The organism is Xenorhabdus hominickii, from assembly GCF_002632725.1.
Classification (GTDB): Bacteria; Pseudomonadota; Gammaproteobacteria; order Enterobacterales; family Enterobacteriaceae; genus Xenorhabdus; species Xenorhabdus hominickii.
The window spans coordinates 431264-456135 of sequence record NZ_NJAI01000004.1 but is presented as its reverse complement, the minus strand read 5'-3'; the positions used below and the strand labels follow the sequence as shown (position 1 = coordinate 456135).

Here is a 24872-nt window from a genome sequence, read left to right as displayed (position 1 = left end):
AAAACCCTTACTGTGAAACAGTGAACAATATGTGAAGCAGTAGACAAAATAAGATAAGAAGTGAGAAAAAAATGACAAAGCAAATCATGCCAGTAACACTGTCTTATGAACCCGCTCATGCTTGCTGGGGTGAAAAAGCGCTTATTAGCTCAAGCGACCAGGGGATTGCCATCCACGTGGATAACAATGGAAAATTAGGGGCTATCCAACGCGCAGGACGTAAAATTGATGGACAAGGAATTCGTAACGTTGCCTTAGCCGGTGATGGCTGGGATCTAGAAAGAAGTTGGGCATTTTGGTTGGGGTTCCGTTCGCCCAAGGGATTACGCACTATTGAATGGCCACAACTGCCTGCGACAGAAAAACAAGAACTCGACAGCAGAATCAAATTCATTGATTGGGTACGTGATACGATCAACCTTCCGGCAGAAGATTTAGGGCCAGAACAGCTCGCTCAGAGAGCCATTGACTTACTCAGTGGTGTAGCGGGTGATGCGGTGAGTTATCGAATTATCAAAGGTAATGAACTGCACGAACAAGGTTATTTAGGTGTACATACTGTTGGCCGTGGCTCTTCCCGTGACCCTGTTTTTCTGGCATTGGATTTTAACCCGACAAAAGATGCAAAAGCGCCCGTCTTTGCTTGTCTGGTCGGTAAAGGTATTACCTTCGATTCAGGCGGATACAGCATCAAACCTTCTAGCTCAATGGATTCCATGAAATCGGACATGGGCGGCTCGGCAACATTAACTGGTGCACTGGCTCTGGCAATCAGCCGTGGGTTGAAACATCGTGTGAAATTGTTCCTGAGCATTGCAGATAATATGGTGAGCGGGAATGCCTTCAAACTGGGTGACATCATACGTTATCGCAACGGTAAAACCGTTGAAGTGATGAACACTGATGCAGAAGGGCGTCTGGTTTTGGCTGATGGTTTGATTGATGCCAGTGCGGAAAAAGCGCGGCTTATTATTGATGCTGCAACGTTAACCGGAGCAGCAAAAATGGCGGTAGGAAACGATTACCATTCTGTATTTAGTTTTGATGATAAATTGGCATCTGAGTTACTGGCTGCGGCAGAGACTGAAAACGAATTATTCTGGCGTTTGCCGCTGGCTGAATTCCATCGCAGCCAATTACCATCCAATTTTGCTGACCTGAACAACATTGCGTCACCTGCGCATTCAGCGGGAGCCAGTACCGCAGCAGCATTCTTGTCTCACTTTGTGGAAAATTATAAAAAAGGCTGGGTACACATTGATTGCTCCGCAACCTACCGTAAATCATCTGTTGAACAATGGGCTGCAGGTGCAACGGGATATGGTGTGCGTACTATTGCTAATTTGTTGTTAACCAAAGAGAAATAAACAGTCATATTTTCAAATACCTTTCTTGATAGCCTCTCAGATGGGAGGCTATGATTGAATTTTTAAGGATCCTAATGACTACATTTAACTACAGTTTAAATAGCACTATTCGGAGATTTTCATGAGCTTGTCAAATGGGCCTGTCGCTACTGAAATAGAAGTTCCCAGTGGAAGCCATATCACTCTCAGCCAGCCAGAGGAACAACCCGCTCAGCTTATTGAGGCCTTAATTGATTTATTCAAACAGCATAAACCCGTTCGGCGTGCTTTTCTAATCATGGCTCATGATAAAAATCTGGATGAAGAGCCTAGTTTGTTAATTGGCTTGGAATTCAGCGGAGTGTTAACAGACAACGAGGTTAACTTGCTGCTTCAAGAAGCTGGAGAACAGGCTTGTGAATATCTTGATGAAGACAAATCCGTCGATTTTTGTCTGGTCAATGAAAATGAAGGAGGGATTAGCCATTATTTGATCCAGCATACGCAACCTTTCTATCAACGGAAATTAGGTAGCTGGCTGCGGGATACCATTCCTGTTATTAATCAATAATAGGCAAACGCTGTACCAGAAAACCATTTTTTCTGCGCTTTGGTTATGTGAGGTAGGAAGTACCATAATGAACTTCTAAAAAAATAATCTTCCGGCATATCCGGTAAAACGATAGGGGTTATGGTCATGTATCAACGTCAATTTCTGCAATGGGGGGCAAGGAGAAAGCGATATCTCGTCGTGCTATTCGCCTCGTTATTTGCACTGTTCGTGCTATCCGGATGCGATCAATCCGACAATTCAGAGAAGGATAAGCTACACACGTTATTGTCTCAACAAGATAAGACGCAAGAAAATAAAGCTCAAAAACAGAATACTTCAGAACAGAAGATTCAAGAAAATCAATCTCAAGGTGGCAACGCAAAATCAGAAATATCAACACAGCGCTATGCAGGCAAAGATGTCACTATCCTGGATGCATCTGAACTACAGTTAGATGGTGCCAGTGCAATGGTGGTGACATTTTCTATTCCTTTAGATCCCAACCAAGATTTTTCACAAAAAGTACACCTGGTTGATATGAAATCCGGAAAATTGGATGGTGCATGGGAACTTTCCAATAACCAGATGGAACTCCGGTTACGTCATTTACCCCCTGATCGTGAATTACAGTTAACGGTTGATGAGGGCGTGAAAGGGATAAATGAACGAAAGTTGGCGATCGGTTATGAGAAAAAGTTCAAAACGGCATCTGTTACACCAACAGTGGGTTTTGCCAGCAAAGGTATATTGTTGCCCAGTAAAGCGGCGGAAGGGCTGCCTATACTGACACTCAATGTTGATCGTGTTGATGTTAATTTTTTCCGAATCAAAGATGAGGCTTTACCCTCGTTTATCGCCGACTGGCAATACAGCAGCAACATGGATTACTGGGAATCCAAGAAACTACTGCAAGATACTGAATTAGTCTATACAGGTCGTTTCGACCTTAATCCGACCGCCAATACCCGTGAAAAAATATTGCTGCCTTTAAATAACATCAAAGAGTTACAAAGAGATGGTGTTTATCTGGCTGTCATGCAGCAAGCAGGAAAATATACCTATAACAATCCCATTACCCTGTTTACATTGAGTGATATTGGCGTCTCGATGCACACTTATCTACACAGGATCGATGTATTTACTCAATCATTGGCACAAGGTTCTGGCCTGAAAGGGGTTGAAATTCGTCTGTTGGATGGAAAAGGACAACTTCTGGCAAAAGCCATGACTGACAGTGATGGGCACGCAACACTCGAAAAAAGCGACAAAGCAAAATTACTGCTGGCTATTCAGGATGGACGAACCAGCATGATTGACTTGAATTCTCCTGCTCTGGATCTCTCTGAGTTTGATATCGGAGGCCCACAAGGGTACAGCAAACAGTTTTTTGTATTTGGCCCAAGAAACCTTTATCGGCCGGGAGAAACGCTGATCGTTAATGGCTTATTGCGTGATGCTGATGGCCGCCCACTTAAACCGCAGCCAGTTAAAGTGGATGTATTGAAATCGGATAATCAGGTTGTCCGTAGTTTTGTCTGGCAAGCTGAAAACGGGTTATATCAATATCGTTACCCTATCCCTCAAGAGGCTGAAACGGGAATGTGGTCACTGAGATTGGATTTAGGTGATAAAACGCCACGTTATTACAAGTTTAGTGTTGAAGATTTCATGCCCGAGCGTATGGCATTAGAGATCAACGGGAATGCGGATAATCAGCCTGTATTGAAGAATGAAAATGTTGAATTCGCCATAACGGGTCGTTACCTGTATGGTGCGCCGGCTGCGGATAACCGCTTACAAGGGCAACTGTTCTTACGCCCTGATCGTAATGCAGTAACTAAATTACCGGGATACGAATTTGGTTCGGTAAAAGAAACAGATTTGAGCCGGACATTGGATGAGTTTGATTTCACGCTGAACAAAGAAGGGAAGGCGGATCTCTCCGTCAGTGGCGATAATTGGAATTCCGTCACTTCTCCTGTGAAAGTCATTGTACAGGCCAGCCTGTTGGAATCCGGTGGTCGCCCTGTGACACGTAGGGCCGAACAGGCCATCTGGCCTGCTAAGCAGTTAGTTGGTATACGTCCACTTTTCAATAAGAAAGCGATTTATGACTATCGTACCGGCCGTGATGAAAACCGCTATAACGTAGATGAAAATTCACTGGCAGAATTTGACATCGTCTATGCAGATGCTAGTGGTAAGAAACATGCCGTATCAGAATTAAGAGCACGTTTGATATACGAACGCCGTGATTATTATTGGCGTTGGTCCGATAGCACGGGGTGGGATTCAGGTTATGACCAGAAAGACTTAGTGATGGCTGATGAGCATGTCCAGATTGCGGAAAACGGAACCGCCAAAATCAGTTTTCCTGTTGACTGGGGGACTTACCGTATTGAGATCGTCGATCCACATAATCAACTCGTGACAAGTCTGAATTTTTGGGCTGGTTATTCGTGGCAGGATAACACGGGTGGCACAGGCGCAGTTCGTCCAGATCAGGTCAAATTATCACTGGATAAAGCAGCTTATAAACCGGGCGATAAAGTGAAGCTGCATATGGTTGCACCACAAGAAGGTAAAGGATATTTGCTGGTGGAGTCCAGTGATGGTCCATTGTGGTGGCAGGAAATTGATGTACCAGAAAAAGGTTTGGATATTGACGTTCCGATTAACCAAGAATGGGCACGTCATGATTTATACCTCACCGCAGTTGTCATACGTCCGGGAGATAAATCTCGTCAGGCGACAGTTAAACGGGCGATTGGTGTATTGTATCTACCCATGATGGATGAAAGACGCAAACTGAATCTGGCCTTAAATGCACCTGATAAAATACGTCCAAATCAAGATCTCACTGTTAAAATCAAAGCTACACCTCAATCGGGACAAAAACTTCCTAAACAAGCCTATGTCCTGCTTTCAGCAGTAGATTCAGGGGTATTGAGTATTACTAACTTTAAAACCCCTGATCCTTATGATGCTTTCTTTAGCCGGAAACGTTATGGCATTGATCAGTATGATGTTTATGGTCGTCTGATTGAGGCTGAAGGGCGTCAGGCGAATCTGCGTTTTGGTGGAGATGGTAGTGACGACTTTGATCGCGGTGGTAAAAAACCACTGACGGAGGTCAAAATTATTGCAGAACAAGCCAAGCCAGTGGCTCTGAATGCTAATGGAGAAGGAGAAGTTACTCTGCCGATCCCGGATTTCAACGGAGAACTTAGGTTGATGGCGCAGATATGGAGTGATGATAACTTTGGTCACAGTGAGCGCAAAATCACCGTTGCGGCACCCGTCATTACTCAGATGTCATTGCCTCGTTTCATGGCGGGTGGTGATCATTCTCAATTAGCGTTGGATATCACCAACTTGACGGAGCAGCCGCAAGTACTGACATTGAATTTTGCTGCGGAAGGTCTGATTAAATTACAAGGGGTGACAAGTAAAAAGCTTCTACTGGAAAAAGGAATACGGACAACCATTCAAATTCCGGTCAAGGCGGATTACGGATTTGGTGAAGGTGAAATTTTCCTGACAGTGAATGGGTTGAAATTATCTGACGAAGAGCAGGTACAATACAAAAATAGTTGGAAAATGGGTGTTCGCCCGGCATATCCAGCTCAAACCATTCAATTCGCTGATGTGATCCATCAAGGGCAAAATTGGCAATTACCATCGACAGCAATTGCGGGTCTGGCACCAGAAACTTTGGAAGGACAGTTATTGCTGAGTAGTAGACCGTCATTGCAAATCGCGCGTTATATCCGTGAATTATATGCCTATCCTTACGGCTGCTTAGAACAAACAGTAAGCGGGCTTTATCCATCACTTTATTCCAATGAAGCTGAATTGAAAAAATTGGGTATTAATACACAAAGTGATGAAAAACGTCGGACAGCAATTGATGTGGGCATTACCCATCTGTTAAGTATGCAGCGTCATGATGGCAGTTTTTCATTGTGGAACCGTAATGGAGATGAAGAATTCTGGTTGACTGCTTATGCGACAGATTTCCTGTTCCGTGCAAGCCAACAAGGCTATAGCGTTCCCGTTGATGCCCTTAAATCAGCCAATAACCGCTTACTGCGCTACTTACAGGATAAAAGTATCATCAGTGACCGCTACAGTGGCTCACGTGCGGCGCTCCAATTTTCTGTGCAGGCTTATGCCGGATTAGTATTGGCTACCCAACAGAAAGCACCATTGAGTGGGTTGAGACAGCTCTATGAACGCCGAGCGCAGGCAGGAAATGGTTTGTCTTTGGTTCAGCTTGGTATTGCGTTGAAACTAATGGGAGATAATACCCGTGGTGACGCAGCTGTACAGTTGGGGGTTAATGCATCACGCGAATCGGGTTATGGGTTGGGTGATTACGGTAGTACTATCCGGGATAACGCTCTGATTGTTTCCCTGTTAACAGAGCACAATATGTTTCAGAAAGAAATGTTGCAAAAAGAGCGTGATGAGAAATTGCTCAGTTTATCCAATGAACTGACCACTCGTGATTATTTCTCAACTCAGGAGAGTAATGCGATTTATTTGGCAGGACGCTATTTTATTGGCGCGGCTGAACAACCATGGAAGGCGGTGATTAATCAGCAAATGCCATCATTTAACCGTGAAAGCGCATTGACTGAGACATTAACGGCGGATCAGATTTCGAAAGGTATTGATATCAGCAACCGGGGTGACAGCACATTGTACTCACGCTTGAATGTGGTGGGTTATCCGCTGAATACACCGAGTCCTTACTCAAACGTGCTCAAAATTAAGCGCACTTACCTCAGTCTGGAGGGAGTTCCAGCCAATATTGAACGAATGAGAAGTGGTGAAATGGTGATTGTGAAACTGGAAATCAGTGCGACAGAATCGGTGCCAGATGCCTTGGTTGTCGATTTATTGCCAGCCGGATTGGAAGTTGAGAATCAGAATCTGGCAAATAGCAGCGCCAGTTTGAGTGAGAGTGCGGCAAACCTGCAAGATTTAGTTGAAGACATGCAAAATGCGCATATCCGGCACATGGAATACCGCGATGATCGCTTTGTTGCCGCTGTTGCTGTTCCATCTTACCAACCAGTCACATTGCTATATTTAGCTCGGGCAGTTGCACCGGGGATTTATCAAATCCCTGCTCCACAGGTTGAATCCATGTATGTCCCAAATTGGCGTGCGGTGGGGGAAACTGATACAAAACTGGAAGTTGTCCGCTAATCATCATCAGCCCCTATCCTTGAGGATAGGGGCTATTTCCTTTCGGATACTGTTTTAATGAGAAAACTATCTTCCCGCATTTCTCTGGCTATTTTAACGATAGTTTTAGTCATGTTATTGGTGATCCCCGCAGTAATGTGGCTGGCAGATAAAATCTGGCCGCTCCCCATGCATAACATCAAAATGGCGCGTGTAGTGGTAGGGGCTGATGGTTCGCCCTTGTGGCGTTTTGCTGATAGCGAGGGAGTTTGGCGTTATCCCGTCACTTTAGATCAAGTTTCACCTGAATATATTCAGGCATTACTGACTTATGAAGACCGCTGGTTTTATCAGCATCCGGGCATTAATCCTGTCTCTTTGCTGAGAGCAGCATGGCAGGATATCCGCGCAGGAAAAATAGTGTCAGGCGGTAGTACTATTTCCATGCAGGTTGCCCGGTTGATTGATCCGCATCCACGCACATTCGCTGGTAAATTACAGCAAATTTGGCGCACACTACAATTGGAACGGAATTATTCAAAAAATGAAATTTTAGAGATGTACCTGAACCGTGCGCCATTTGGCGGTACGTTACAAGGTATCGGAGCAGCAAGTTGGGCCTATCTGGGGAAATCACCGTCAGAACTTTCGTCTGGTGAAGCAGCATTATTGGCGGTATTACCTCAAGCCCCCAGCAGATTACGGCCAGATCGTTATCCAGAACGAGCACAAGTGGCTCGTGACAAAATATTGCAGAGACTGGCGCAATATAATATTTGGTCAGCGGAAAAAGTGGCAGATATCAAAGAGGAAAACTTATGGCTGGCTCCGCGTCAGGTTCCTCATCTTGCACCGCTGTTGGCAAGGCGGATGGTGAATGAAAATCAACAAGAAGTGATCCAAACGACAATTGATACAGATTTACAGCGCCAGCTTGAAGATATCGTTCTCAACTGGAAATACCAATTGGCAGCCAAAACATCAATTGGGGTGCTGGTTGTTGACCACACAGATATGTCTGTCAAAGCCTATATTGGCTCTATGGATCTTCAGGATAATAGTCGTTTTGGTCATGTTGATATGATAAATGCATGGCGTTCTCCCGGCTCTACCCTCAAGCCTTTTTTATATGCGATGGCATTGGATGATGGGCTAATTCATGGTGAATCTTTATTGCAGGATGTTCCCCGTCGTTTTAATGATTATCGTCCGGGCAATTTTGACAGCGGCTTTAATGGGCCAGTCAGTGCCAGTGAATCACTGGTAAGATCATTAAATTTGCCTGCGGTGCAGCTTCTTGAAACCTATGGTGCCAAACGATTCACTGCCAATTTGCGGAATGTAGGAATGAGGCTGCGTTTCCCGCTCGGCAGTGAACCGAATTTATCCCTTATCTTGGGAGGAACGGCGGCTCGCATGGATGAACTGGTTGCGGCTTACAGCGCTTTTGCCCGTCAGGGAAAAGCATCTCCATTGCGCTTTATGCCACAACAGGAAGTACGGAACCGACAATTATTTTCTGCCGGAGCAGCTTGGATAGTCAGAAGGATCATGGCAGGGGAAGGGCGTCCTCAACCTGATAATGTTTTACCTGCGGCAGTCCCTCTGGCGTGGAAAACCGGCACAAGTTACGGTTATCGTGATGCGTGGGCAATTGGTTTAAATGCCCGTTACACCATCGGAGTTTGGGTTGGCAGGCCTGATGGAACGCCGGTAATAGGGCAATTTGGTTATGCTACGGCGATCCCGATCATGAACCAAATTAATGGCTTGTTGATGGAGAAATTACGTCATAGCTCAATGCCTATTCCGGCGGATCCGCGCCCTGCGAGTGTCACTCAGGCAATTATTTGTTGGCCAAGCGGAACAATTTTACCTCAAGAAAGCCATAATTGCCGTCAACGTCACCTGAGCTGGATTCTGGATAATACTATTCCTCCAACGTTGCCTGCTGTTGGGCAGGAAGGTATTTCTGGCATTAATGAACGGATATGGCTGGATAAAAATGGATTGCGTGTTGCGCCGGATTGCTCTCATGCACAGCCTGAAACAGTAAGTTTGTGGCCGATTTCGTTAGAAGCATGGCTTCCAGCCAAAGAGCGACGGGCAAGTAGACTCCCGCCTATTAATCCCCAATGTCCTCCTATAAAAATGGATGAAGCGCCCTTGTTGATTGTTGGTATTCGTGAAGGAGATGTGTTGAAACGCATTCCGGGCAAACGGTCTTTGGACTTACGGATAACCACACAAGGAGGCAGTGGTCAGCAATGGTGGTTTTTGAATGGTGAACAGATTGCGGAGACAAAACATAATCAATCGTGGGTCAAGAACCTGTCACAACAGGGAAAATATCAGCTTAGCGTCTTGGATTTGAGTGGACAAGTCAGCTCAATCAATTTTGTGTTGAGATGATTTTTTATTATTTCATGTGATTTATTTCATCTCTTACAACAAAGTATTATTGTTTTACGATAATTTTAGACTATAATTTGATCCAAATTCAAATGGCGGATGAGATGGATAATGAGTGCTTCAAAACTCACACGAATGACGACACTTAGCTTGGTGATGTCTAAATTATCGTTGTTGATTGTTTTTGCTGTGATAGTGATGAATGTTATTAGCTGGCTGAAACCAAAATTAGTTTTGGAAAAATATGGATTAGAACTTGCACTGACTGGGCGAATATTATCGCATTTTTATGAGGACACTTTCAGTGCATGGACGTTAACGGGAGGAATATTGATATCGACCATCCCACTATTATCGTTAGCGGGGAGTTTTTGGGCTTTTTATCGATTATTCGGTAATTACAGAAAAGGTGATTATTTCTCCAAAACTACGGTTAAATATTTAGAATACGTAGGTTGGGGCGTAATTTTATGGAGTCTTTTAGACATTTTTTGTGAGCCTCTATTAACACTATGGTTAACCATGTCTGCGCCAGTTGGCGAGCGCTTTATTTCAGTGAGCTTAACTTCCGGTCATTTTGTAGCGATTTTCATTGCAGCTTGTATGGCGATTATCTCGCGTATTCTTTATCAAGCATGTGATATATATGAAGAAAATAAGAGTATTTTATAGGAGATACCGTGGCAATTCTTATTAATCTTGACGTGATCATGGCAAAACGTAAGGTTAAATCTAAAGACTTAGCTCTAGCTATTGGTATTACTGAACAGAATCTTTCCTTGTTGAAAACAGGAAAAATTAAGGGAGTTCGATTTTCTACCCTGAATGCTATTTGCCAATATTTGGATTGCCAGCCCGGGGATATATTGGAGTTTAAAGAGGATTAATCGGTCATTCAATCATAATACCCAATAAATTTGGTTGTTAATTAAACGTCAACAGTGAGGAAATGAGATGAAATATTTTTCATATGTTTTACTGCTGGGTACATTTTATATTCCTGCATCTTTTGCTAATACATCAGTGGCAGATATTAAGCACAATCAAGCGCCGGCCCAACAGGGAGCACTGAAAAAATGTATAGAGTTATTACCCGAAGGACGTAAATATACTATTAACATTATTGGTACATTGGATAAAACAACCAACGATGCTTCTAAGCAATTTACAGGGACACTTAATGTTTCTGACGAAACTAACAAACCGTTAAACGGAGAAATGAGCGAAGTGGTTAAACCTTTTGTTCAATGTGTCACAAAGACAGTCTTATAATTGCTATTAAGTTAAAAAAGCCAATGCAATGATCTTGATCAGAATGCCTATTTGGGATCTATTCGCCTGAATAGGCATTATTTTATAGAATCAACAGAGCAAGAGAGAATGAACATACAGTGCAGATATTTTATCCAACAATTAAGGCTAAATATCAGTGAATCCGTTTAACTTGCCGTAGGTAACAAAGCGAAAGTGTGATTTATGCTAAAAAATGATAATTTTCGCTAAGAAAGTTTTAATGAAATGTTATGTTTTTTGTAGGCAAGCAGAAAGTCTCCTCCTATAATCAACGCCTATTTTTATTCCTGTCAGATACAGGATAGATTCGCTCCTCAGATTTTTACTGGGAGCATAAAAATTCAAATGAGTTATCGCTGAAAGTGCCAAAGAGGTTATCCAATGACGATTGAACGTACTTTTTCCATTATTAAACCCAATGCCGTGAAGAAAGATGCTATCGGCTCTATCTATGCCCGTTTTGAAAGTGCAGGGTTTAAAATTATCGCGGCCAAAATGCTGCATTTGACTCGTGAGCAGGCGGAAGGTTTTTACGCTGAACACAAAGGCCGTCCTTTCTTTGATGGTCTGGTAGAGTTCATGACCTCTGGCCCGATTATGGTACAGGCTCTGGAAGGTGAAAATGCAGTTCAACGTCACCGTGACCTGATGGGAGCAACCAATCCTGATAACGCACTGGCAGGTACTCTGCGTGCTGACTATGCGGATAGCTTTACTGAAAATGCTGTCCACGGTTCAGATTCTATTGAATCTGCCAACCGTGAAATCGCTTACTTTTTCAGTGATGATGAGATCTTCCCTCGTTATTGATCCTTCAGTTACTCGTAGCATCTGAACAGTAAAGTTTGTACAATGTCGCGCCCCGCTGATTTGACTTAGCGGGGCGTTTGTTATTTTATTTTAATGTTCGATATGACTGAGAAATCGTGATTATTGAACGGGTAGTCACCGCATGAAAACTTAGTGCTGAAATAAGATCAGCACAGAGCCGAAAGTGTAACAACGAGGCGATGTAAAAAATGTCCCAACTTAACGAAACCGTATCACCTTCAACCTCCGCCGTATCTGTCACGCCCGAAAAGAAAAACGGTAAAATCAATCTACTCGATCTTAACCGTAAACAAATGCGTCAATTTTTTATCGATATGGGCGAAAAACCTTTTCGTGCCGATCAGGTTATGAAATGGATGTACCATTATTGCTATGATGACTTTGAGCAGATGACAGACATCAACAAAGTGCTCAGGGCAAAATTGCAGCAAGTTGCTGAAATCAAGGCACCGGAAGTTGCCGAAGAGCAACGTTCCTCTGATGGCACGATCAAATGGGCGATCACCGTGGGTGATCAACAGGTTGAAACGGTTTATATCCCCGAGGATGAGCGCGCGACATTGTGTGTTTCATCTCAGGTGGGATGTGCTTTAGAGTGTAAATTTTGTTCTACCGCCCAGCAGGGTTTTAACCGTAACCTGCGGGTATCTGAAATTATTGGCCAAGTCTGGCGTGCTGCCAAGATTATTGGCTCCTTAAAATCCAGTGGCCGTCGTCCCATCACTAACGTAGTGATGATGGGAATGGGAGAACCATTACTCAATTTGAACAATGTCGTTCCAGCAATGGAAATTATGATGGATGATTTTGGTTTCGGCCTGTCAAAACGTCGTGTGACATTGTCGACATCTGGTGTTGTTCCTGCACTGGATAAACTGGGTGATATGATTGATGTTGCACTGGCAATTTCCCTGCATGCACCTACAGATGATATTCGTGACGAAATCGTACCGATTAACCGTAAATACAACATTGAAGAGTTCTTGGCCGGAGTGCGTCGTTACCTGACCAAATCGAATGCCAATCAGGGACGTGTTACCGTGGAGTATGTCATGCTCGATCACGTCAATGACAGTGTGGAACAGGCCCATCAGTTGGCGGAATGTTTGAAAGACACACCGAGCAAGATTAACCTGATCCCTTGGAACCCGTTCCCGGGTGCACCTTATGGCCGTAGCTCCAACAGCAGAATCGATCGTTTTTCCAAAGTCCTGATGGAATATGGTTTCACAACCATTGTGCGTAAAACGAGAGGGGATGACATTGATGCTGCATGTGGTCAGCTTGCTGGTGATGTGATTGATAGAACAAAAAGAACATTGAAAAAACGTTTGGCGGGTGAACCTATTCAGGTAAAAACAGTCTAATTTTTCGTTTAATAACGATTAATAGCTAAAAATCTGGCAAAGTTTAACATATCCTTACAAATGGAAGTGCTATGATACGGAAATCAATAATTTGTTCTATAGTTTGTGTTGGCCTATTAACAGGGTGTGTCGAGCGTTCAGCTCGCCGTGCCCATCAGGTCGTTGCTATAGATACACGATTACAGCTAGGAAAGGCTTATTTGGTGGAGCGGAATTTACCAGCCGCCAAATATCATTTTCAGAAGATTTTGTTGGCGGAGCCACGTCATCCAGAGGCTCATTTGGGAATGGCCTTGCATGAACAATATGCGGGACGCCCCGAAACTGCCAGCCAACATTATAGAATGGCCATGCAGTATGCGGCAGGAAATGATACTGTAGTTCAGCATTATCATGCTTTTCTTTGTGAACAAAAGCAGGATGAAGAAGCTAAAAAGTTGGTCACGGAAAATATGGAAAGTAGCATTAGCCGCTACACTTGTGATAGATAGTTTTACTTGTAATAGATAGTTTTCTGCGTTCGGCGCAGTATTAAGATGATTTCGCTGCACAAATTAAGTTTAGATGCTCTATACCAATAGATTTCGGGCTGCATTAAATTAATTTGCGTAAATTCTTTAACCCAGAACAGTACCAGTGTCCTTAGCCAATGAAGACTGAAACTTACCCAGAAGAAGCCAATCTGACAGTAGGTCAGATTTTGCGTCAGGCTCGTGAAAAACATGAGCTTTCTCAGCAAACTGTGGCAGATCGCTTGTGTCTTAAACTGTCCACTGTTCGTGATATTGAAGAAGATAATATCCCCTCAAATATCGTACCGACATTTTTTCGTGGATATATCCGGGCTTATGCAAAACTTGTCCAATTACCTGAATCTGAAATATTAACTATTTTAGATAAACAAATGCCAACTAAGACCGTGAAAGTTTCTCCAATGCAAAGCTTTTCATCGGGAAAAATACGCAAGAAGCGTGATGGTTGGTTAATGAAAATAACATGGATTGTCATTATTTTTTTATTGGGAATGACCGGCCTGTGGTGGTGGCAGAATTACAAAGCACAGCAGAAAGAATTGTCTTCAATGGTAGAACAATCCAGCACCCAGACTACTCAGGCGCAAAGTGATGAAAATGATTTGAGTACTTCAAGTGCGGCAAAGGGTCAGGTAGCCGCTCCTCTGAAAGAAAACCAACCTGTAGTGACGCCTCAAGATAAAATGTCGTCAGCACAGGTGACAGAAGATAAAGGAGAAAACAGTAATACTCCGGCTGCTTCCAGTGCACCTGCATCCACGGCAGTGCCATCAAAAACAGTCTCATTGCCTGTGAATCAACCGATAGAAAATGCAGAATCAACCAGTACTGCAACTGCACCAAATTCTGTTGTGAGTACGTCATCGGCTGATGTGAATAACATCAGTACCGCAAGTAATAATGAATTGGTAATGGATTTCAGCGGGAGAAGTTGGTTAGAAATTAAAGATGCCAAAGGCAAGGTGTTGTTCAATGGCACCAAAAGTAGAGGTGATAGCCTGAAATTTGCTGGTGAATTGCCATACTCACTGAATATTGGCGTACCTTCTCAGGTTAAGATTCAGTTTCAGGGCAAAGCCGTGGATCTGAGCACCTTTATTAAGAAAGGTACTCCTGCCAAACTGACATTAAAATAAAACTTTTAACGTTTTGGGCGAACATGGAAGGAAAATACATGTTCGCCTGTGTGTATTATTATTCATTACAGCGTGTATTATTCACCACAGCATAGTTGTAATTTTATAAACAAAATACAGGGATGTAGGGGAGTAATGTAAAAATGCATAATGAATCACCGATAAAAAGACGCAAATCCTCACGTATTTATGTCGGTAATGTACCTGTAGGGGATGGAGCACCCATCGCGGTGCAATCAATGACTAACACACGAACAACTGATGTTGAAGCGACGGTTAATCAAATCAGAGCGCTAGAACGTGTTGGTGTTGATATTGTTCGTGTTTCTGTTCCAACAATGGATGCCGCTGAAGCATTCAAATCAATTAAACAACAGGTCAATGTTCCTCTTGTTGCCGACATTCATTTCGATTACCGGATTGCATTGAAGGTAGCGGAATATGGCGTTGATTGCCTACGTATTAACCCCGGTAATATTGGTAATGAGGAACGTGTCCGTCAGGTTGTGGATTGCGCTCGTTACAATAACATTCCAATTCGCATTGGGGTGAATGGCGGGTCGCTGGAAAAAGATCTACAGGAAAAATACGGCGAGCCAACACCAGAAGCGTTGGTGGAATCTGCGATGCGCCATGTAGAGATCCTCGATCGCCTGAATTTCAATCAGTTTAAAGTAAGCGTTAAAGCGTCGGACGTCTTTTTGGCTGTTGGGGCTTATCGTTTATTGGCGCAAAAAATTGATCAACCTTTGCATCTGGGCATTACCGAAGCAGGCGGCGCACGTGCGGGGGCGGTCAAATCTTCAATTGGTCTGGGCATTTTGTTGTCAGAAGGGATTGGTGATACATTGCGCATCTCTCTGGCGGCAGATCCGGTGGAAGAAGTTAAAGTCGGTTTTGATATCCTGAAAGCTTTGCGTATCCGTTCAAGGGGTATTAACTTCATTGCCTGTCCAACCTGCTCACGTCAGGAATTTGACGTCATCGGTACAGTCAATGCGCTTGAACAGCGTCTTGAAGATTTGATCACTCCGATGGATGTTTCAATTATTGGCTGCGTGGTTAATGGTCCGGGTGAGGCAGAAGTCTCAACACTTGGTGTCACGGGTGCGAAAACGAAAAGTGGCTTTTATGAAGATGGCATTCGTCAAAGAGAGCGTTTGGACAATAAAGACATGATTGATCAGCTTGAAGCGAAGATCCGTGCCAAGGCAACGATCCTTGACGCCAATAACAGAATCCACGTTAATCAGCTTGATAAATAATATACTTAATGCTGGCCCATGCTAACCATATGCCAACCTATGTCCTCATCGGGTTATCCGGTTTATGGGCATAGTATGTAAGGATATAGTATGGGTTTTAGTATGGACATAGTCTTGTTTGCTGATTGAACCTTGCAAGTATTCGCTTTTATAATCGACGCTATTTTAGAAATATTAATAAGAGATAAATAAAACGTGGCAAAAAATATCCCAGCTATTCGTGGCATGAACGATTGCCTCCCCGCTGAAACAGCCATCTGGCAGCGAGTTGAATCTACGGTGAAGCGTGTGCTGTCAGGTTATGGTTTCAGCGAGATTCGGACGCCGATTGTAGAGCAGACCCCGCTATTCAAACGCGCAATTGGGGAAGTGACAGATGTTGTCGAAAAAGAAATGTATACCTTTGACGACCGCAATGGAGAAAGTCTGACTCTGCGCCCAGAAAATACCGCAGGATGTGTCCGCGCCGGTATTCAGCATGGTCTGCTGTACAATCAGGAACAGCGTTTATGGTATATCGGGCCCATGTTCCGCTATGAGCGTCCACAAAAAGGTCGCTACCGCCAGTTTCACCAGTTAGGTGCTGAAGTGTTTGGTCTGCAAGGGCCGGATATTGATGCTGAAATGATTTTAATGACTGCACGTTGGTGGCGCGAGCTGGGTATTGCTGATCACGTTACACTTGAATTGAACTCTATTGGTTCACTGGAAGCCCGTGCAAATTACCGTGAAGCATTGGTCGCATTCCTTGAACAACACAAAGAGAAGCTGGACGAAGACTGTCTGCGTCGCATGTATACCAATCCTCTGCGTGTCTTGGATTCAAAAAATCCTGAAGTTCAGCAACTTCTTAATGATGCTCCGGAACTGTTTGATTATCTTGATGCCGAATCAAAAGAACATTTTGATGGTCTGTGCCAGATCCTCGATAGTGCTGGTATTACATATCGCATCAATCAGCGTCTGGTCCGCGGTCTTGATTACTACAACCGCACTGTTTTTGAATGGGTAACATCCGCCTTAGGTGCACAGGGAACGATCTGTGCTGGTGGACGTTACGACGGTTTGGTTGAGCAATTAGGAGGAAAATCAACACCAGCGGTTGGTTTTGCAATGGGAATGGAACGTATGGTTCTGTTAGTGCAAGAAGTAAACCCTGATTTTGTTACCGATTTGACTGTTGCTGATGTTTATTTCTCCTCTTTTGGTGAAGGATGTCAACAAGCTGTATTGATACTGGCAGAGAAAATCCGTGATGAACTGCCAGCATTACGTCTGATGACCAACCATGGCGGCGGTAACTTTAAAAAACAATTGGCGCGTGCGAATAAGCATGGAGCTAAAATTGCTCTGATCCTTGGAGAAGATGAAATTCAAGCTGGCAATGTTACGGTGAAAGATTTACGTAACGGTGAACAAGAAACATTGCCACAACAAACGATCGCAGCGCGTTTGAGCGAACTTTTAGGCTAAGGAGAGACTCTGTGGAAGTCTATACCACTGAAACTGAACAAGTTGATGCAATAAAGCGTTTTTTTGTCACCAACGGTAAATACCTCGCTGTTGGTTTGGTGTTGGGCGTTGGTGCTCTGATTGGTTGGCGTTACTGGCAGACTCATCAGACAAATCAATTGTATGAGACGGCAGTTACATTTGAAACGTTGAACAAATCGCTGGCGTCGGATTCGAAAGCAGGCATTGCTGCCGTAGAGAAATTCGCGAATGAAACGAATAATATCTATGGCGTGATGGCTGAGTTGGAACTAGCTAAACATGCAGTAGGGCAGAATGAATTGCCTCAGGCAGAGAAAAGTTTGCTGGCGGCATCAGGCAAAGCCAAGGACGAAAATATGCAGTCTCTTTCCAGCCTTCGTTTGGCTCGGGTTCAATTGGCAGAAGATAAAACAGATGCTGCATTGAAAACGCTGGAACAGGTTAAAGGTAAAGGCTGGTTGTCCGTGTCAGAAGAGATCCGTGGGGATATTCTGGCGAAAAAAGGGGATATTGCTGGCGCACGAGCTGCTTATTCCAAGGGGCTCGACTTGGATGGTCCTCCGGCAATGAAAGATCTTGTCAAAATTAAACTTAATAACTTATCCAACTAAGGGAGCTAACTTCTAATGCAACTGCGAAAAACACTCTTGGTTGGGCTGGTTGCTTCTGTTCTGCTGGCGGGCTGCTCAAGCGAACAGGACACGGTAACGATGTCACCGCTGCCGGAGGTTGAAAATCACTTCAATCCTCGTGTGGTTTGGGATAAATCTGTTGGGAGTGGCGTTGGAAGCTATTACTCCCACCTGTCACCAGCTTGGCAGGGGTCAACGGTTTACGTTGCTGACCGCAAGGGGGTTGTGAAAGCCCTTGATATAGATAGCGGTAAGGAGCTGTGGGCAACGGATTTATCAGAAAATGCAGGCCTGCTATCATCACGCTTGCCGGCATTGCTCTCTGGTGGTCTGACCGTATCTGGTGACCGTCTGTATGTCGGTACGGAAAAGGCAAAAGTCATCGCACTGAATACAACGGACGGTAAAGTTGTATGGGAATCAACGGTTGCAGGTGAAGCTTTGTCTCGCCCTGTTGTGAGTGATGGGCTTGTTCTGATCCATACCGGCAATGGTATGTTGCAGGCGTTACATGAAACTGATGGTAGTATTGTTTGGTCAGTTAACATGGATACACCTTCATTATCCGTTCGTGGTGAATCAGCCCCTGCTGTAGCCTATGGTGCAGCAATAGTCGGTGGTGATAATGGCCTAATCAATGCCGTTATGCTTTCACAAGGACAGTTAATTTGGCAGCAGCGCATTTCTCAGGTAACGGGCTCTACTGAAATTGATCGCTTAAATGATGTTGATATGACGCCAGTTGTTTCTGACAATACCATTTATGCCATTGCTTATAACGGCAATTTAGTGGCGATGGATATGCGTTCTGCTCAAATCATCTGGAAACGTGATTTAGGTTCTGTAAACGATATGGTTGTAACGGGTGACAATATTTTTATTGTCGACCAAGATGACCGTATTTTGTCTTTGCGCAAGAGTGATGGTGTTACATTGTGGGCACAAAGTGATCTCTTGCACCGTAATTTGACCGCACCAGAAATGTATAATGGTTATCTGGTTGTTGGAGATGGCGAAGGTTACCTTCATTGGTTGAATATCGCTGATGGCAAATTTGTCGCTCAGAATAAGGTTGATGGTTCTGGCCTGTTGAGTCGTCCGGTTGTTGCCAGCGATAAACTGATGGTACAAGCGAAGGATGGGACGGTTTACCTATATACTCGCTAATACCAGAACGTGTTTTAACGATATGTAATGTTATATATACCCGATAGATATCAAGTTGCTGAGCAGTTAATCAACAAGCGGCAACTTGAAAGATGAAGGGTATAACACGAAACTATACGGCTCCTGACAATAACAGGGGCCGTTTCGTCTTTTTAGTATCCTGTTGTGGTGCACGATGTTGAGTGGATCACTGCCAGCAGGATATCGATTTAAATTTAGTCATGAGGCATCAAAAATGATACCTGTCGTTGCGCTGGTTGGGCGCCCCAATGTTGGAAAATCCACCTTATTTAACCGTTTAACCCGAACCAGAGATGCGCTGGTAGCGGACTTCCCTGGCTTAACCCGAGATCGTAAATATGGACGGGCAGAAGTCGAAGGACAGGAATTTATCATCGTTGATACCGGAGGTATTGATGGTACAGAAGATGGCGTAGAAACACACATGGCTGCGCAATCTCTGATGGCGATTGAAGAAGCCGATATTGTTCTATTCATGGTTGATGCCAGATCGGGGATGATGCCGGCAGATCATGCTATTGCCAAACATCTGCGCAGCCGTGAAAAGGCGACCTTTTTGGTGGCAAACAAGACTGATGGTATTGATATTGATACCTCTATTGCTGAATTCTACTCTCTGGGATTGGGAGATATTTATTCCATCGCTGCCTCGCACGGCCGTGGAGTAACACAGCTTATTGAGCGTGTGTTGCTTCCTTTTTCCGACAAAGAAGAAACAGAAGAAGTTGAGTTAACAGAAGAAGAGGCTAATGCAGCTTATTGGGCTGAGCTGGAACAGGCTGAGCTTGAAGCTGAAGAGTTGGAAGAAGAGGAAGAGGCTTTTGATCCAACCACCCTGCCTCTGAAACTTGCGATTGTTGGTCGCCCAAATGTGGGTAAATCCACATTGACTAACCGTATTTTGGGTGAAGAGCGCGTTGTCGTTTATGACATGCCGGGCACAACCCGTGACAGCATTTATATCCCAATGGAACGTGAGGATCGTGAATATATCCTGATTGATACGGCGGGTGTTCGTAAACGTGGAAAAGTGACCGAATCCGTTGAAAAGTTTTCCGTTATCAAAACACTTCAGGCCATTGAGGATGCCAACGTTGTTCTGTTGGTGGTGGATGCTCGCGAAGGTATTTCTGATCAAGATCTCTCTCTGCTTGGTTTTATTCTTAACAGTGGTCGTTCGCTGGTCATTGCGGTCAACAAATGGGATGGCATGAGTCAGGAAGATAGAGATCACGTTAAAGATATGATGGATTTGCGTCTTGGCTTTGTTGATTTTGCCCGTGTTCACTTCATTTCTGCGCTGCATGGTAGTGGTGTTGGCAACTTATTTGAATCAATACTGGAAGCTTATGAAAGTGCGACGCGACGCGTTAGTACTTCGCTGCTGACGCGTATTATGCGTATGGCAGAAGATGATCACCAGCCGCCGATGATCCGTGGTCGTAGGGTTAAAATGAAATACGCTCATACTGGCGGACACAACCCACCTATCGTTGTAATCCATGGCAATCAGGTGACCGATTTACCTGATTCCTATAAGCGTTATTTGATGAATTATTTCCGCCGTTCTTTAAACGTGATGGGAACACCTATTCGTATTCAATTTAAAGAAGGTGCTAACCCTTTCGCAGGTAAGAAAAATAACTTGACGGCTACACAGCTTCGTAAACGCAAACGCTTAATGTCACATTTGAAGAAGCGTTAATGATTTAAATGATGCAATAAACAAAAGACTATACCCAATGGATTTCAAGATGCAGCGCTGATGCCTTGGAAACGAATTCCCAGAAGCATAGCTAACTCTATGTTTATAACTACTGTGACTGGGATGAGTGAATGTAGCCAACAAAGCGGCAACTTGAAAGATGATGGGTATAGGATTTTAACTTATTGCCTAATGTTATATTAGGAATTTATTTATTAAATTAATGTCTTTAATATCATTGATAATAAATTAAGCTTATTAGTTTGTTAGTATTTATTGTGTGAAATTTAGTTAAATTTAATTTTAGCAATATATATTTTTTCATTGTTATTTATTTTTTATCTAAATACATGTTTATATTCACAGTGTTTAGTCTAATGAAAAAATATTTTTTTGCAAAAAAAGCGTAAATTCGTTTGGTTAATGATTATTAATATTTATGAATGAAAATGGATAAAGAAAGGAACATCCTTATTCCTTTGCTGTTAATATGAATATTGCAAGGATAAAGACGACGATTTATTTACTAATTTTAATTTCCTTTATTTTTATTAATAGAATTTATGTCTTTTGGATTTAATGCGTCCTCTTTAACAGAATCTTTCATGAGTTTATTAACGTGCTCTAATGTTCTCAATATACACGCTTTGTCATTTTCATCACAACCTTTAGCAATATGTTCCAGAAGATAAGGAGGAATTATATTGTGTTTTCTTGTTTCACTATCTTGCATAATTATACCCTGCTTGTGCGTTAATTCGTTCGTTTAAAATTTATGTGGCTTAAATATTAACCAAACTAACCGCGCTAGTCACTACGAGTCTATCCCATTAGATTATTTTATTTGTCATTTTGAACCTGGGCTGTACTCAAAATTCTCGCGTACTACGTGTATGCTCCAGTTTCTGCGCTCAGTCCGTGTTCAAACTAACTGCAAGAATATACATCTACTTGGATAGATTCTAAATAACAGTATGATTAATTTTTAATCAAAGAGCAAGGGGCTGACTTATTCTATGTTCCTGCCAGAAAAAATGTGACTCTTTTTCGCATATCGAGTTGCTTACCACGGATTCTGTTCATGCTTGTAGTTCCGATTCGTTAACATTACAAATGTTCGGCCTCTATTCCACTAATTAAGGATTTTCTTTGCAAACAACCAATCATTGTGCTGTTTGTAACAAGATATCGTATCATTAACCTCAGCTACATTGTTAGTCATGCTCTCGGAGATTCGTTATCTTGCCGTCACGCTGCAACTCTAAATTCATTGGGTATGCATTTTTTGATAAAAATCAATAAAGCACCATTTATTGGTGCTTTATTGATAAAAATACATTGAATATATTTTTAATGAAAAAATAAATTTATATTTTAAATTGCTACCTATTGGCGATGTTGGAATTTGAAGTCTATTAAAATATATTTTTTATTGATTAAGCAGGATCCCAACCTGAGACCAAGCATCAATTACAGCAATGGAAAGTTGCTTACCAAATAATTTCTCTGCATTGTTAACGGTTAATGCTGCAAAATCATCAAAACTAGCTTTATTGGATAAACGTTTGTCCAATAATGTTTCATACCAAATCTTCCCGGCTTGTTCCCATGAATAACCGCCTAGTGATGTTGCCAGCAAATAGAATGCCTTATTGGGAATTCCTGAGTATTTATGAACGCCTCCGTTATCATCTCTAAAAGGTAAGTCTTGATACTGATCCATATGCCCTATTTGATCATCTGTAGGATGAGCTGTGCCCGGATTTTTCAATGATCGTAAAGCAATATCAGGGCTATTGTTTGGATTAAGTGCTGGACCAAATATTCCTTGACCTATCAACCAATCAGATTCAGTGGCTTTTTGGTTGTTTGCGTATTGCTTTACCATAATACCGAACACATCAGAGATAGACTCATTTAGTGCACCGGATTGATAAGCATAATCAAGGTTTGCTTCACATTCAGTTACCCCGTGAGTTAATTCATGTGCGGCAATATCAATGCAAGAGGTGAAGCAATTAAAATATGGAGCATAGCCATCCCCAAAAACCATTTGATGATCATCCCAGAATGCGTTCACATAGTTTGTTCGGTAATGCACGGTAGCAACTAACTTAAGGCCTTGGTTATCAATTGAATTACGACCAAAGATTTTTTTATAGAATTCATATGTCTTACCAATATAATTATAAGCTTCATTAGCTGCTGTATTAGTACTTGTATTCATACCTTCATTTAGAATTAATGCTTTTCCTGGATAGTTATCCTGATGTTCAGCATCATAAATTGTTCGATCTAATTGACTATCAAATCCTGGTTTATATTCATCGATTAAACTACCAATTTCAGTGGGTTTGCTCATTAGGTTATAAACATGGTTTAATGTTTTTAATATATAAGCCTTATCGCTTTGATTGCAATTTTTAACAATATACTCCAATAGAGAAGGAGGAATAATACCTGATTTGTTTAATTTATTTTGATTGTTTAGCATAATAGTACCCCCGCTTTTTAGATGTTGTGCATGTTTTTATTTTTAGATCCTGAATTAATTATTAATCAAAATAGTAGTATTTTCTACTAATGGAAAGCGATTAAGGGGTAACTTAAAACATTAATTTGTAAATATAAGAAAGAGTCATCCTTGACTATATTATAAATAATCCATATTTATCTTAATATTACTGTTTTAAGTATTGGTTGATATTGTGTTAATGTTAATTTAACCTGATTTTTTTAAATTATAATTCCGACTTTTTTCCAACAGTTACTGACAATATTTGAAATTTGGTTGTCAAATAATTTCTCAGCATTTTCAACAGTCAATTTGGCAAAATCCTCAAAATCTGCATCTGAAGATAATTGCTCATCTAATAACGTTTCGTACCATATTTTTCCTGCTCGCTCCCAGGCGTAGCCTCCCAGCTCAATTGCCACTAAATAAAATGCCCTGTTAGGAATCCCTGAGAATATATGAACGCCGCCATTATCTATTGTGAAAGGTAATTTTTCGTATTTGTCCATGTGTCCCACTTGTCTATCTCCGGGAAAAGCGGTTCCTGGATGAATAAAGTTACGTAAAGCAAGGTCGGGTTTATTATCTGGATTAAGTTTTGGGCCTAGTAAACCTTCTCCTAATAACCAATTAGATTCGTCGGCTTTTTGATTATCGAAATATTGTTTCACCATGATGCCAAATACATCTGCGATGGATTCATTTAGGGCACCAGATTGATAGGCATAATGAAGTTTTGCTTCGCTTTCAATGACACCATGGGTTAATTCATGAGCTATAACATCAATGGAAGAAGTAAAACGATTAAAGTATTGTCCATCGCCATCACCGAATACCATTTGTTTTCTAGACCAAAATGCATTCAAATAGTTTTTACCATAATGTACTGTGGCAACTAATTTTAGTCCGTAGTTATCGAGTGAATTACGGCCAAAAATCTTTTTATAGAATTCATGAGTCTTTCCAAGATAATCATAAGCTTCATTAACATAAATATCCGTATCCTCAGACATGCCTTCACTTCGAGATAATTTTTCTCCCGGAAACTCCTCCTTATTTCTGGCATCATAGATAGTACGATTTAATTTATCATCATTGGTTGCTTCATCTTTCTGTTGAGTGATGGTTTCTTCTATGTCAGTGTCCATTAATTGATAAATATGATCTAATGTCTTTAATACATATTGATTAGTATGATTATCACAGTTGCCAGAGATCTGTTCCAAGACAAATGGAGGAATTAAGCTGTATTTGTTAATTTGATTATCGTTCATATTAATACCCTTTTTTGTTGTTAGATGTTGTGTTTATTTCTGGGCCCAGATGAATGCTAGCTGTAATTGATGAGTAAGTCATTAGTTCAAATATTGACTTTTTATGGCAGGGTATTGCTAATGAAAAATAAT

At 42.3% G+C, this 24872-nt stretch carries 19 protein-coding genes; 16 read left to right on the top strand and 3 right to left on the bottom strand.

Features of this window, described 5'->3' with window-relative positions; all coding sequences use genetic code 11:
- Positions 1-71 precede the first annotated feature (71 nt).
- From pepB to der, 16 genes are all read left to right on the top strand, one after another.
- Positions 72-1367, top strand: a complete 1296-nt coding sequence (gene pepB / locus Xhom_RS14435) for an aminopeptidase PepB (protein ID WP_069315075.1) — start codon at positions 72-74, stop codon at positions 1365-1367.
- Positions 1368-1488: 121 nt separating this feature from the next.
- Complete coding sequence (locus Xhom_RS14430; protein WP_069315076.1) at positions 1489-1917, top strand: enhanced serine sensitivity protein SseB C-terminal domain-containing protein; 429 nt, start codon at positions 1489-1491, stop codon at positions 1915-1917.
- A gap of 126 nt (positions 1918-2043) precedes the next feature.
- Positions 2044-7116: an alpha-2-macroglobulin gene (locus tag Xhom_RS14425; protein WP_069315077.1), complete on the top strand. Its 5073-nt coding sequence runs from the start codon at positions 2044-2046 to the stop codon at positions 7114-7116.
- A 57-nt stretch (positions 7117-7173) separates the two neighbouring features.
- Complete coding sequence (gene pbpC / locus Xhom_RS14415) at positions 7174-9507, top strand: peptidoglycan glycosyltransferase PbpC (RefSeq protein WP_069315078.1); 2334 nt, start codon at positions 7174-7176, stop codon at positions 9505-9507.
- Positions 9508-9618: 111 nt separating this feature from the next.
- Positions 9619-10179 carry a DUF2975 domain-containing protein gene (locus Xhom_RS14410; protein WP_069315079.1) on the top strand — a complete coding sequence of 187 codons (561 nt, stop codon included), beginning with the start codon at positions 9619-9621 and terminating at the stop codon, positions 10177-10179.
- Positions 10180-10187: 8 nt separating this feature from the next.
- Positions 10188-10394 (top strand): helix-turn-helix domain-containing protein, encoded by a 207-nt coding sequence (locus tag Xhom_RS14405; RefSeq protein ID WP_069315080.1) that lies wholly within the window; start codon positions 10188-10190, stop codon positions 10392-10394.
- A 67-nt stretch (positions 10395-10461) separates the two neighbouring features.
- Complete coding sequence (locus tag Xhom_RS36630; protein ID WP_232326217.1) at positions 10462-10779, top strand: hypothetical protein; 318 nt, start codon at positions 10462-10464, stop codon at positions 10777-10779.
- A 402-nt stretch (positions 10780-11181) separates the two neighbouring features.
- Positions 11182-11610, top strand: a complete 429-nt coding sequence (gene ndk, locus Xhom_RS14395) for a nucleoside-diphosphate kinase (RefSeq protein WP_069315081.1) — start codon at positions 11182-11184, stop codon at positions 11608-11610.
- Positions 11611-11819: 209 nt separating this feature from the next.
- Positions 11820-12998 (top strand): dual-specificity RNA methyltransferase RlmN, encoded by a 1179-nt coding sequence (gene rlmN, locus Xhom_RS14385; protein ID WP_069315082.1) that lies wholly within the window; start codon positions 11820-11822, stop codon positions 12996-12998.
- Positions 12999-13069: 71 nt separating this feature from the next.
- Positions 13070-13489, top strand: coding sequence for a tetratricopeptide repeat protein (locus tag Xhom_RS14380; RefSeq protein WP_069315083.1), 420 nt, complete (start codon positions 13070-13072; stop codon positions 13487-13489).
- Between the two features lie 158 nt (positions 13490-13647).
- Positions 13648-14667: a cytoskeleton protein RodZ gene (gene rodZ, locus Xhom_RS14375; RefSeq protein ID WP_069315084.1), complete on the top strand. Its 1020-nt coding sequence runs from the start codon at positions 13648-13650 to the stop codon at positions 14665-14667.
- Positions 14668-14810: 143 nt separating this feature from the next.
- Positions 14811-15932, top strand: coding sequence for a flavodoxin-dependent (E)-4-hydroxy-3-methylbut-2-enyl-diphosphate synthase (gene ispG, locus Xhom_RS14370; protein WP_069315085.1), 1122 nt, complete (start codon positions 14811-14813; stop codon positions 15930-15932).
- Between the two features lie 195 nt (positions 15933-16127).
- Positions 16128-17405: a histidine--tRNA ligase gene (hisS, locus tag Xhom_RS14365; RefSeq protein ID WP_069315086.1), complete on the top strand. Its 1278-nt coding sequence runs from the start codon at positions 16128-16130 to the stop codon at positions 17403-17405.
- An 11-nt stretch (positions 17406-17416) separates the two neighbouring features.
- The gene (locus Xhom_RS14360; RefSeq protein WP_069315087.1) at positions 17417-18037 is read left to right on the top strand and encodes a YfgM family protein; all 621 of its coding nucleotides are present in this window, start codon (positions 17417-17419) and stop codon (positions 18035-18037) included.
- A 15-nt stretch (positions 18038-18052) separates the two neighbouring features.
- Complete coding sequence (gene bamB, locus Xhom_RS14355; RefSeq protein ID WP_069315088.1) at positions 18053-19225, top strand: outer membrane protein assembly factor BamB; 1173 nt, start codon at positions 18053-18055, stop codon at positions 19223-19225.
- Between the two features lie 235 nt (positions 19226-19460).
- A complete protein-coding gene (gene der / locus Xhom_RS14350) occupies positions 19461-20951 on the top strand; it encodes a ribosome biogenesis GTPase Der (protein ID WP_069315089.1) in 1491 nt (496 codons plus the stop codon).
- A 532-nt stretch (positions 20952-21483) separates the two neighbouring features.
- Here the strand turns inward: der and Xhom_RS14345 are convergent.
- The 3 genes from Xhom_RS14345 to Xhom_RS14335 form a co-directional block, all read right to left on the bottom strand.
- On the bottom strand, positions 21484-21684 hold the full coding sequence (locus tag Xhom_RS14345) for a protealysin propeptide domain-containing protein (protein WP_069315090.1): 201 nt from the start codon (positions 21682-21684) through the stop codon (positions 21484-21486).
- Positions 21685-22380: 696 nt separating this feature from the next.
- Positions 22381-23445: a M4 family metallopeptidase gene (locus Xhom_RS14340; RefSeq protein WP_069315091.1), complete on the bottom strand. Its 1065-nt coding sequence runs from the start codon at positions 23443-23445 to the stop codon at positions 22381-22383.
- Between the two features lie 242 nt (positions 23446-23687).
- Positions 23688-24740 (bottom strand): M4 family metallopeptidase, encoded by a 1053-nt coding sequence (locus tag Xhom_RS14335; RefSeq protein WP_069315092.1) that lies wholly within the window; start codon positions 24738-24740, stop codon positions 23688-23690.
- Between the last annotated feature and the right edge of the window lie 132 nt (positions 24741-24872).